General features: G+C 61.1%; 14 protein-coding genes. 4 read left to right on the top strand and 10 right to left on the bottom strand.

What is annotated here, in order from left to right; genetic code table 11:
* Positions 1–3 precede the first annotated feature (3 nt).
* Together A9971_RS03105 and A9971_RS03100 are read left to right on the top strand one after the other, a co-directional pair.
* Positions 4–303 carry a hypothetical protein gene (locus A9971_RS03105; protein ID WP_011060416.1) on the top strand — a complete coding sequence of 100 codons (300 nt, stop codon included), beginning with the start codon at positions 4–6 and terminating at the stop codon, positions 301–303.
* Between the two features lie 292 nt (positions 304–595).
* Positions 596–808 carry a cold-shock protein gene (locus A9971_RS03100; protein ID WP_003179963.1) on the top strand — a complete coding sequence of 71 codons (213 nt, stop codon included), beginning with the start codon at positions 596–598 and terminating at the stop codon, positions 806–808.
* A gap of 70 nt (positions 809–878) precedes the next feature.
* Here the strand turns inward: A9971_RS03100 and A9971_RS03095 are convergent, their stop codons facing one another.
* Together A9971_RS03095 and A9971_RS03090 are read right to left on the bottom strand one after the other, a co-directional pair.
* Positions 879–1,190 (bottom strand): I78 family peptidase inhibitor, encoded by a 312-nt coding sequence (locus A9971_RS03095; RefSeq protein WP_053150273.1) that lies wholly within the window; start codon positions 1,188–1,190, stop codon positions 879–881.
* Between the two features lie 161 nt (positions 1,191–1,351).
* A complete protein-coding gene (locus A9971_RS03090; RefSeq protein ID WP_053150270.1) occupies positions 1,352–1,657 on the bottom strand; it encodes a hypothetical protein in 306 nt (101 codons plus the stop codon).
* A 165-nt stretch (positions 1,658–1,822) separates the two neighbouring features.
* Between A9971_RS03090 and A9971_RS03085 the strand changes: the two genes are divergently transcribed.
* Complete coding sequence (locus tag A9971_RS03085; protein WP_011060413.1) at positions 1,823–2,035, top strand: hypothetical protein; 213 nt, start codon at positions 1,823–1,825, stop codon at positions 2,033–2,035.
* A gap of 33 nt (positions 2,036–2,068) precedes the next feature.
* Here the strand turns inward: A9971_RS03085 and A9971_RS03080 are convergent, their stop codons facing one another.
* From A9971_RS03080 to A9971_RS03045, 8 genes are all read right to left on the bottom strand, one after another.
* A complete protein-coding gene (locus tag A9971_RS03080; RefSeq protein ID WP_011060412.1) occupies positions 2,069–3,097 on the bottom strand; it encodes a nucleoside hydrolase in 1,029 nt (342 codons plus the stop codon).
* A gap of 41 nt (positions 3,098–3,138) precedes the next feature.
* Positions 3,139–3,543: a D-ribose pyranase gene (gene rbsD / locus A9971_RS03075; protein ID WP_183000832.1), complete on the bottom strand. Its 405-nt coding sequence runs from the start codon at positions 3,541–3,543 to the stop codon at positions 3,139–3,141.
* Positions 3,540–4,457: a ribokinase gene (gene rbsK / locus A9971_RS03070; protein ID WP_183000831.1), complete on the bottom strand. Its 918-nt coding sequence runs from the start codon at positions 4,455–4,457 to the stop codon at positions 3,540–3,542. The genes rbsD and rbsK overlap by 4 nt, the downstream gene beginning before the upstream one ends.
* Before the next feature lie 24 nt (positions 4,458–4,481).
* Entirely contained in the window at positions 4,482–5,504 is a 1,023-nt protein-coding gene (locus A9971_RS03065) for a LacI family DNA-binding transcriptional regulator (protein ID WP_011060409.1), read from the bottom strand.
* A 3-nt stretch (positions 5,505–5,507) separates the two neighbouring features.
* On the bottom strand, positions 5,508–6,482 hold the full coding sequence (locus A9971_RS03060) for an ABC transporter permease (RefSeq protein ID WP_011060408.1): 975 nt from the start codon (positions 6,480–6,482) through the stop codon (positions 5,508–5,510).
* Positions 6,479–8,032: a sugar ABC transporter ATP-binding protein gene (locus tag A9971_RS03055; RefSeq protein ID WP_183000830.1), complete on the bottom strand. Its 1,554-nt coding sequence runs from the start codon at positions 8,030–8,032 to the stop codon at positions 6,479–6,481. Before A9971_RS03055 ends, A9971_RS03060 begins: the two co-directional genes overlap by 4 nt.
* A 57-nt stretch (positions 8,033–8,089) precedes the next feature.
* On the bottom strand, positions 8,090–9,046 hold the full coding sequence (locus tag A9971_RS03050) for a sugar ABC transporter substrate-binding protein (RefSeq protein WP_183000829.1): 957 nt from the start codon (positions 9,044–9,046) through the stop codon (positions 8,090–8,092).
* Positions 9,047–9,318: 272 nt separating this feature from the next.
* On the bottom strand, positions 9,319–9,768 hold the full coding sequence (locus A9971_RS03045; RefSeq protein ID WP_011060405.1) for a hypothetical protein: 450 nt from the start codon (positions 9,766–9,768) through the stop codon (positions 9,319–9,321).
* A 338-nt stretch (positions 9,769–10,106) separates the two neighbouring features.
* On the opposite strand from A9971_RS03045, the gene A9971_RS03040 reads away from it, so the two are divergent.
* On the top strand, positions 10,107–11,195 hold the full coding sequence (locus A9971_RS03040) for an asparaginase (RefSeq protein WP_011060404.1): 1,089 nt from the start codon (positions 10,107–10,109) through the stop codon (positions 11,193–11,195).
* Positions 11,196–11,254: the final 59 nt, after the last annotated feature.

Raw genomic sequence — 11,254 nt, 5'->3', positions numbered from 1 at the left:
CTCATGCGCCTTATCAAACTGCTCGCCCTTGCCGCACCGCTCACCCTGCTACTGCCTTTGAGTGCACAGGCGGCATGGCCTGCCGGAGCACGCGCCGACTACATGAAGGACTGCACCGCGGCGGCCAGCCAGAACATCGACGCCAAGAGCGCCGAAAAGCACTGTGCCTGCGGCGCCGACAAGCTAAATGAAAAATTCACCACCGAGGAGATCAAGGAGCTGATGAGCAAAACCAAGCAACCCAGCGCAGATCTGCGAACCCGAGCACTGGACGCCATCGCTGCTTGCCGGGTGGTCAAATAAGCTGCTGATGCCCGGAACAGGCTGCGCCAGTGCTCGCCACAGAGCCTGAAACGCGGTCTTTTTCACAATTTACGCAGCTTTTACGGGTTTTTTTATTACCCTCTGTTTTACGCCAAAGCCCCTTAAACCGGGGCCTGCAGCCAACTCAGATGGCAAAATACACAGGTACATCGGGCAAAGAGCGCCTCTGGGGGGCTCCCAAGCCGAACATTTCGACTATGATAGCTCGGTGTGCCCAGTTGGCCTGAGCAGCACAGCACTACTGAAAATATATGTTTCTTGGAGATACACCATGTCTAATCGCCAAACCGGCACCGTAAAATGGTTCAACGATGAAAAAGGCTTCGGCTTCATCACTCCTCAAGGTGGCGGTGACGACCTGTTCGTACACTTCAAAGCTATTGAAAGCGACGGTTTCAAAAGCCTGAAAGAAGGCCAGACCGTTTCCTTCGTGGCTGAGAAAGGCCAAAAGGGTATGCAAGCTGCACAAGTTCGCCCTGAGTAATTTCTCAGCGAGCTAAAAAAACCCCGTCCATGTGACGGGGTTTTTTATGCGTGATCCAAAGGCCTCAGCCTCAACCACAGTTGACCCGGGTCACCACCAGGCCGGCATCAGTGTTCAGGTTCAGGCGATCCGAGCGGTACTCCAGGGTGATCATGTCGTTGGGCTTGAGGAACCGTGCGTACTGCGCGCCTGCGCGTGTACGGGCCTGCTCGAGCAACTCGGGAGAAGCCTTCTTGCCGACGGCGAATTCGGCGGCCGATGCTTCACAACGAGTGTGCCCGGACTCAGCGGCCACAGGCTCCTTTGTCGACCCGGCAGTGCTGCACCCACCAAGGACGAGAGCGGCCAACAAGGTTCCGAATGAAGCGAGCTTCCAAGGCATGAAGCCTCCTTTTCAAAATTAAGCAGAGATCGTGCGACAGCCGATTTGGCTTTTGGTTTCAAAACAAATGGCCATTTGCCGTATCAGGTGAACAGCGGGCAAGTCTGCCTCAGCCGGTGCCACTCTTTCACGGGACAATCGTCACCGGATATGAACGACGCTCAATAGATGTCGATGTAGTCGAACGCCGGCTTGGGCCAGTTCTGTTTGAGCGCATTGAAGATCTGCATCACCCAGACCTCGTCGGCGGCAGCCACCTTGCCGACATACCCGGAGCCGGCCGCCCAGGTTTCCAGGCGAAACAGCAAACCTTCTATCTCGGCACCGCCCACTACCCCCGAAGAGATATAGGCAATTCCGGTTTTGCTCACGCGCAACTGGGTATGCACGTTGTCGCTGGCAGACGCCAGCAGCTGACGCACCGACTCCAGGGTCAGGGCATCAGGCTGGTTCAAATCGATTTGCACGGAGGCTTCCTTGAGCACAGGAAAAGCCGCAGTGTCGCACAGCACTCGCCTGATGCCTAAGTCGGAGTGCCAAACGCCCGGCAACATGGTTAACTCTGCGACGCAGCAACTACCCGCCCAGAGCCCTGCCCTGGCGCCCGCCTTATCCGAATTCGTGAGACTTTCATGGCCACCGTGAGTATCGACGCCGACATCAAAGCCAAATGGCCCCAGGGCCAATGCTCCTACAGCCCAGGGAGCCCGGAGGAGCTGGCGATCATTGGCATAGACCTGCTGGTCAAGGAACTGGGCACCCAGTCCGCCCGAGCCTTCATTGAACAAGTCTTCGAGAAATACCCGGCCGACCACCTGGGCGTACAGGACCCGGAACGGGAATAGAACCCCGCAGGCAGGTACCTGCGGGGGCAAGGTTTACTTGAGACGCGCCAGGCGCTCGGTGAGCAAGTCGAAGAAACCCTGGGCATCGCCGTTCTCAACCCAGAACACGTTCTTTTCCTGCTTCAGGCCGTCGTACCAATCGACGATGGTCTGGCCGAAGGTCGGCCCCTCGCGGCTGTCGATGACCATATTGGCTTGACGACCGGTGAACAGCTCGGGCTTGAGCAGGTAGGCAATCACTGTAGCGTCATGCACCGGGCCGCCGGGAATACCGTAGTGCTCCATGTCACCCTTGACGTACTCGTTGAGGATGTCCCCCACCACCTTGCTGGCGTTGTTGTTCAACGCCGCGATCTTCTGCAGCCGCGCATCGCTGGTCAGCACCTTGTGGGTCACGTCCAGCGGCAGATAGGTCAGTTTGACGCCGCTCTTGAGCACCACTTCGGCCGCCTGGGGGTCGGCGAACAGGTTGAACTCGGCCACCGGCGTGATGTTGCCACCGTTGAAGTGCGCACCGCCCATGACCACCACCTCCTTGATGCCCTGGGTGATGTCCGGTGCCTGGATCAGCGCCAGCGCCAGGTTGGTCTGCGGGCCGAGCATGGCGATGGTGATGCTGTGGGGCTTGGCCGCCCGCAGCGTATCGATCAGGTAGTTGATCGCATTGCCCTTGGCCAGAGGCGCCTTGGGCTCGTGCACCGTCACCCCGGAAATGCCTTCCTTGCCATGGATATTCTCGGCATAGATGGGGGTACGCAGCAGCGGCTTGGGCGCTCCGGCGTATACCGGCACCTCCTCGCGCCCCGCCCACTCACGGGCCAGACGCGCATTGCGCGAGGTCTTGTCCAACCGCACGTTGCCCGCCACCGTGGTCAGGGCGCGGATCTGCAGCTCCTCGGGAGAAGCCAGGGCGAACAGCAGGGCTACCACATCGTCGGCCCCCGGATCGGTGTCGATGATCAGATCGATTTTTTCCGCCGCCTGAGCGCCGGTAGCAGTGAGCAGAGACAAAAGCAGCAGACTCCGGAACCAGTGGTGAAACAACTGAGCATAGCGGCGCATGGCGCACTCCTTGTGCAAGATGGAAAAGGCCCGACAGCGGCCTAGAAGGTCACCCCGGCAATCAGGGCGATATTGCAATACGGCTGGCACTCCCCGGTGCGGATCACCGCACGGGCCTGGCGGCTGAGCACCTTGAAATCCTCGTGGCTCATGAGCTGCCGCTGCCCCAGCTCACCACCGGCGGTCATGCCTTCAAGCGCCGCCAGCGGCGTAGGCTGCTTGAGCAGAATTTCTTCGGCCAGCACATGACGCTCCACCTGCATCTCGCTGAGCAACACCTTCAAGGTAGTGAGAAAGTCGGGAACGCCGTGGGTCAGCGCCAGGTCGATCAACTCCACGCCCGGGGGCGCCGGCAGGCCGGCATCGCCGATCACCACGATATCGCCGTGGCCCAGGGACGCGATCAAGCGTGACAGGGCAATGTTGAGCAAAGGTGTCTTTTTCATGAAGGGATAAACGCCTGAACGTCGGACAGCGTGGGAATGGAAGGTTGCGCACCGGCGCGCGTCACCGACAGCGCCGCAGCCACCTGGCCAAAGCGGATGGCCTCGGCTTCGCTCTTGCCGGCAGCCAGGGCCGCGGCAAATCCGCCGACAAAGGTGTCCCCGGCCGCCGTGGTATCGATTGCCTTGACCCTGGGCGCCGGGAAATGCTCGAAACGCTGGCCATCGGCAAACAGCGAGCCTTGTGCACCGAGGGTGATGATCACCTTGCCAGCACCCGCAGCGATCAAGCGACTGGCAGCCACTTCAGCGCTCTCCAGGGAGCCCACCGCTACCCCGCTCAAGGCCGAAGCCTCGCTCTCGTTGGGAATCAGGTAGTCGATCGCGCCATACCACTGCGCCGGCAGCGGGCCACTGGCCGGCGCCGGATTGAGGATCACCGTCTTGCCCAGTTCGCGCCCGCGCTTGAGGGTGTAGCCCACAGTCGCCAGCGGCACTTCAAGCTGGCAGATGATGACTTGCCCATCCTGCAGCACCCCATCGAACCCGGCGACCTTCTCGGGAGTGAGCTGGCCATTGCCGCCGGCGACAATGACAATCGCATTCTGGCTACTGTCATCCACCACGATCAGCGCCACCCCACTGGAGCCTTCGACCACACTCACCGCCTGGCAATCGATCTGCTCGGCCAGCAAGGCACCTCGCAGTTGCTCGCCATAGGCATCGTCGCCGACACAGCCGACCATCGACACCTGCGCTCCCAGCCTGGCCGCAGCCACCGCCTGATTGGCGCCCTTGCCACCGGATACCGTGGCGAAGGATTTGCCAATCAGCGTCTCGCCCCCTCGGGGCAGGCGCTCAGCCCGAGTCACCAGGTCCATGTTGAGGCTACCCACTACCACTACTTTTGCTGACATACATCGGTACTCAATCAGTTGGGTTCAGCGGTATTCGGCGAAAGCGCCACCCAGCGGCGCCGTCGACTCCCGCAAGACGATATTCGGCGTAACGATGCGCTGGTCGACCGGCAGCTCCCGGCAGGCGATCCGCCGCAGCAGCAACTCTGCCGCGGTTTCCCCCAGTTGCAGGATCGACTGGCCGACCGTGGTCAGCGCCGGGTAGACGTACCGGCTCATGAGGATGTCGTCGAAGCCGATCACCGAAAGCTCGCTGGGCACGCGGATATTGCGCTCCGCTGCCGCGCGCAGCACCCCGATGCCCATCATGTCGTTGCCAGCGAAAATCGCGCTCGGCGGCTGTCCGCCATCGAGCAACTGCGCGGCTGCGCGATAACCACCAGTGCTACTGAAATCACTTTCCAGGATGCGCTCGGCAGGCGCCTCGACACCGGCCTCACGCAGCGCCTGCTGGAATCCCGCCAGGCGCATCTGCGCCACACTGGTATTGCCCGGGCCGCCGATGCAGGCAATGTCCCGATGCCCCAGCTCCAGCAGGTGTCGGGTGGCCAGGTAGGCACCGTGCTGGTGGTCGATACGCACCAGGTCGGCGTTCACCCCTTCCAGCCCACGGTCGACAATCACCATCGGCGTGCGCACGCCGGCCAGCCCCTGGGCCAGGCCGCTGTCGCCACCGGCCGAGGTGACAATCAACCCGTCGATACGTTTTTCCAGTAATACTCGCAGGTAGTTGCGCTGCTTCTGCGGGTTGTCGTCGGAGTTGCAGAGGATCACGCAGTAGCCGTTGCGTTCGCAATAATCCTCGATCCCCCGAGCCAATTCGGCGAAGTACGGGTTGAGGCTGTTGGGTACCAGCAAGCCGATGGTAGCCGTGGTCTTGGCCTTCAGCGAACGCGCCACCGCGCTGGGCACATAGTCCAGGCGCGCGATAGCGGCCTCGACCTTGACCCGAACTTCCTCACTGACTGGCCGCGTCTTGTTCAGCACATGGGACACCGTGGTGTAGGAAATCCCCGCCAGCGCCGCCACATCCTTGATTGTTGCCATGAATCAAACCCGCCGATTGGCGCGCTGGCTGCGATAAGTGTCCAGCACCACGGCAATCACGATGACCGCACCAGTGATGATGCGCTTGGTCGGTTCGGATGCGCCGATTTGCGCCAGGCCCGCAGCCAGCACGGAAATAATCAAGACGCCAAAGAAGGTACTGATCACCGAACCGCGCCCGCCCATCAGGCTGGTGCCGCCGATCACCACCGCAGCGATGACTTGCAACTCCAGACCGGAGCCCGCGTTCGGGTCTGCCGCTTCCAGGCGAGAAATCTGAAACAGTGCAGCGATACCTGCCAGCAACCCCATCAGGCTGAAGACCAGGATCTTGTAGGGTTTGGGGTTGATCCCCGCCAGACGCACTGCCTCTTCGTTGGTACCGATGCCGATCAGGTAGCGACCGAACACGGTGCGAGTCAGCACCGCCTGGGCCAGGAAAATAATCAGCAGGGCAATGATAAACGACGGCGAAATGCCGAAGGCAATCGGATTCGACAACCAGGCGAAGGCGTCACCGATGTAGGCGGTGCGTGAGCCCGTCATCTGGTAGGCCACGCCGCGGGCCATTTCCAGTACCCCCAGAGACACGATGAACGAAGGAATGCGCCAGGCCACGGTGATCGAACCGGTCACCGTTCCAGCCAGCGCCGCGCAAGCCATGCCCAGCAACGCCGCGGGCACCACGCTCCAGCCCCAGCCGAGAATCGCCACGCTGACGGTCGACGCCGCCAGGGCCAGTACCGAGCCCACGGACAGGTCGATGCCACCGATGATCAGGACGAAGGTCATGCCCACCGCCAGCACCATCAGGTCGGGAATCTGGTTGGCCAGGGTACTGAAGGTGTCATAGGACAGAAAATGACTGCTGAGTAGGGAGAACAGCACGATCATCCCCAGCAGCGCCCCCGCCAACCCCAGGTAAGTGCCGAGGCCGTAGTAGTGGCCGCCTCGCTTGCCGCTTGCTGCAGTTTTCATGATGCATTCCTAGGCGCCGCTTCATCGATCAGCGCATCTCGTTTTTGATAGCCGGCAAATGCCGCGGCAAGCAGTTCATCCTGGGTCCAGCTGTCGCGCTCGAAGGTATCGATCAGCCGCCCGGCCGAGAGCACGCCGATGCGATCGCAGATCAGCATCAGCTCGCGCAGGTCGCTGGACACCACCACAAGGGCCTTGCCCTGCCGGGTCAACTCCCCCAACAGGCCGTAGATATCGAACTTGGCACCGACATCGATGCCACGGGTCGGCTCATCGAACAGCAGCACCGAACAGTCGCGTTCCAGCCAGCGGCCGATCACCACCTTCTGCTGGTTGCCACCGGACAGCTCGCTGACCAGTTGCGCCGGGCTGGAGCTGCGGATACGCATGGCGTCGATCTGGCGCTGCGCCAGATGCTCCTCGTCCTGGCCATTGACCAGGCCGCTGCTGGAAATCGCCGGCATGTTGCCCAGGGCGATATTGGCGCTGATGGACTGGGTCAACAGCAGCCCCTCACCCTTGCGGTCCTCGGTAATCAGGGCGATGCCGTTGGCCACCGCATCCACTGGCGAGCGGATGCTCACCGGGCGCGCCGGGGTGCCCAGGGCGATGGTGCCGCTGTCGGCGACATCGGCACCGAAGATCAGGCGCAGCAGCTCGGTGCGCCCTGCCCCGATCAACCCGGAAATTCCGAAGATCTCGCCACTGCGGACCTCGAAGGACACATCGCGGACTTTGTCCGAGCGGCTGAGGTTGCTCACCGTCAAGGCCGGCGCGCCGATCCGGCGCTCGCCCAGGTCGATGTGCTCGCCCAGCTCGCGGCCCACCATCAGGTTCACCAGTTGCTCGCTGTTGTAGTTGGCCATCGGCTCGACACAGACCAGGCAGCCGTCACGCAATACCGCGATGCGCTGGGCAACCCGGGCCAGCTCTTCCAGGCGATGGGAGATATAGATGATCGACACGCCGCGGGCCTGCAGGCGGGTGATCTGCTCGAAGAGCATTTCTACCTCGCGGGACGTGAGCATGGCGGTGGGCTCATCGAGAATCAGCACATGGCAGTCGCCGATCAGGTTACGGGCGATCTCCACCATCTGCTGGTGGCCGATGCCCAGCTCGCCCACCAGGGTGTCGGGGTCGATGGCATCCAGACCGACCTGGGCCATGGCCTCGATCGCCGCCTTGCGCAATTGCCGGCGGCTGATCCAGCCACCACTGCTGGGCAGGTTGTCGAGGAACAGGTTCTCGGCCACCGACAGGGTCGGCAGCAGGTTGAGCTCCTGCATCACCATGCGAATGCCCAGATCCTCGGCCTGGGCGCGACTGCCCGGACGATAATCCTGGCCATTGAACTGCATGTGCCCTGTGGTGGGGCTGACCAAGCCACCGATGATCTTCGACAGGGTGCTCTTGCCGGCACCGTTCTCGCCGGTGAGCGCCAGCACTTCACCGCGCAACAGCGTCAGGTCGATGCCGGTCAACACCGGTTGCGCATAAGTCTTGCCGATACCGCTGACCGATAGGACAGCGTTGGCAGCAGAAACTGACATAGGAAACTCTCCATGCGCCCGCCCAACCGGGCGAGCGCCGTTGTACCGCCGCAATGACTACTGAGTGACCAGTTCAACCGGAGTTTCGATCACGCCATTGGTGCCGCTGTCGACTTTCTCGCCCTTGAGGATCTTCAGCGCGGTCTCGATACCGAACACCGCCTGCTTGGCAGCGAACTGATCGGCAGTGGCCAGGACCCGGCCATCCTTGAGCATCGGCTTGATGGCGTTGATGTTGTCGTAGCCCACGACCTGCACCTTGCCTGCCTTGCCGGCAGCCCGGACTGCCGAAACCGCGCCCACCGCCATGCTGTCGTTACCGGCCAGCAATGCCTTGAGGTTCGGGTATTCGCTGAGCATGGCCGAGGCCACACGATTGCCGGCGTCGATTTCCCAGTCGCCCGACTGCAGCGACACCACCTTGATCTTCGCGGCTTCCATTGCATCCTTGAAGCCGGCGGTGCGCTGCTGTGCGTTGGTGGTGGTGGAAACCCCTTCGATGATTCCCACTTCGTCACCGGCCTTGAGCTGCTTGGCCAGGTACTCACCCACCAGACGCGCGCCCTTGCGGTTGTCCGGGCCAACGAAAGGCACGCTGATGTTCTTGCTCTTCAGCACGCCGGGGTCGAGCTGGTTGTCGATGTTGATCACCGTGATCCCGGCGTCCACGGCCTTCTTGATCACCGGAACCATGGCCTTGGAGTCAGCCGGGGCAATCACCAGGGCGTTGACCTTGGAGACGATCATCTGCTCGACGATGCGGATCTGGTTGGCGGTATCGGTTTCATCCTTGATGCCGTTGGACACCAGGTCGAAATCGGCGGAATGCTCTTTCTGATAGGCCTTGGCACCATCTTCCATCGTCAGGAAGAACTCGTTGGCCAAGGATTTCATGACCAGGGCGACCTTGGGTTTCTGCGGGGTATCGGCTTGAGCCGAGGAGAAAGGAAGGGCCGCGGATGCAGCGGCGAGAACGGCGACAGCGAGGAGACGTCCAGCAAAGGGCAGCTTCATGGGTTCACTCCGATCTTATGATTATTGTGAGCAGCGTTCGTCAAACGGAACCGCCAGGTAGGCAGCACCACTGGCCGACGGCGAACCTTGCAAAGATAGACGATTATCCTTGTCCGAAGGCCGCGCAAACGTTTGCGTAAAACGAACTATGCGAACCTCGCCAGCGTTTGTCAACGCTGTTCAAAGTGCGATCAGAGAGAGTGAGTAGCCATCCGCAGCCGGCCACGAGGAGAAAAACCTGCCCGAAAAATGCTCCCGGACAGGCTGATGATTCAGGCAGTGGTGTTCACCAGGCCACCGGAAGACGACTCCTTGGCCAACTCCCGGACCAGGTTGCCAGAGACTTCCGCCAGCGCGCCGTTGGTATCGGCGACTTGCCCTTGAATGGCCATCACTGCCGTCTGCTTGGCCTCAGGGGTTGGGTAGTTGGCGGCCTGGGCGGCAGCCAGTTGCTGTTGCAGCTCGCGAAGTTGCTGCTGCAGCTCCTGCATGCGCTTGAGCAGCATCTTTACCACGATGCCGTGCTTGTCTTCGCTTGGGCTTTCGCTTTCAGACTGTTCGGCCTGCTTGCTGGAGCCGACCCGCAAAGTGCCCGACTCGTCGGTACCCAACGCCGTAGACGCCTGTTCGGCGGCGGCATTACTCAACGCATCGATGGTCGCGGGCGACTTGCCATTGATCAGAATGGCTCCTGCCCCTGGAAATCCTACTGACAGTGACATGGGAACTCCTGGTGAAAAATCCTAGAAGGATCATCGACCGCTGCAGAACAATCTTTAATGGATGAGCGAGAAGTCATCCCGGGACTTGTGACGAGCATTTTCGGATTGCCGAACGCGCCACCGTTAAAACGTTCGGAAACCCGGACGCCACATGATTTCTTACGCATAAAAACAGAAATAAAATTGATATAAATCAGTAACTTAAAATAGTCATCCAGCCAAGGTAGCGCTGGTACAGATCCTGCTCCACCCTCGCTGCCCCGGCGCATACAGATCTGCCGCCGGGGTGTTTCTAGATGAACCTGCATCAGCACCGTCTCACTACTAGAGAGAAAATAATGAAATCTGCCTTCAAATCCTTCGCCCCGGGCGCTTTGGCCCTCCTCCTGCTTCTACCTGCAGCCCTGCAAGCCAAAGAAGCTGAAACCCAACAGAAACTGTCCAACGTCGTGGTTCTCGCCACCGGCGGCACCATCGCCGGCGCCGGCGCCAGCGCGGCCAACAGCGCCACCTACCAGGCGGCCAAGGTCGGCATCGAACAACTGATCGCCGGCATTCCCGAGTTGAGCCAACTGGCCAACGTGCGTGGCGAGCAAGTCATGCAGATCGCCTCGGAAAGCATCACCAACGAAAACCTGCTGCAACTGGGCCGCCGCGTTGCCGAACTGGCCGACAGCAAGGACGTCGATGGCATCGTCATCACCCACGGTACCGATACCCTGGAAGAAACCGCCTACTTCCTCAACCTGGTGGAAAAGACCGACAAGCCAATCGTTGTAGTCGGCTCCATGCGCCCGGGTACCGCAATGTCGGCTGACGGCATGCTCAACCTGTACAACGCTGTGGCTGTGGCCGGCAGCAAGAACGCCCGCGGCAAAGGCGTACTGGTGACCATGAACGATGAAATCCAGTCCGGCCGCGATGTCAGCAAGATGATCAACATCAAGACCGAAGCCTTCAAGAGCCCATGGGGCCCGCTGGGCATGGTGGTGGAAGGCAAATCCTACTGGTTCCGCCTGCCAGCCAAGCGCCACACCATGGATTCGGAATTCGACATCAAGAACATCAAGAGCCTGCCTGACGTAGAAATCGCCTACGGCTACGGCAACGTCAGCGACACCGCCTACAAGGCCCTTGCCCAAGGTGGCGCCAAAGCCATCATCCACGCCGGTACCGGCAATGGCTCGGTGTCTTCCCGTGTGGTCCCTGCCCTGCAGGAACTGCGCAAGAATGGCGTACAGATCATTCGTTCTTCCCACGTCAATGCCGGCGGCTTCGTACTGCGCAACGCCGAACAGCCTGACGACAAGTACGACTGGGTCGTGGCTCATGACCTGAACCCGCAGAAAGCCCGCATCCTGGCCATGGTCGCCCTGACCAAGACCCAGGACAGCAAGGAACTGCAACGCATGTTCTGGGAATACTGACAGCCCCTCTGCTCGACCGGCCCCGGTCGAGCATGCTTGCAACCACTCGCCCGCCCGGG

The organism is Pseudomonas sp. UME65 (genome assembly GCF_014170225.1).
Classification (GTDB): Bacteria; Pseudomonadota; Gammaproteobacteria; order Pseudomonadales; family Pseudomonadaceae; genus Aquipseudomonas; species Aquipseudomonas protegens.
The sequence above is the reverse complement of the archived record's forward strand: the minus strand, read 5'-3'. Positions and strand labels throughout refer to the sequence as shown.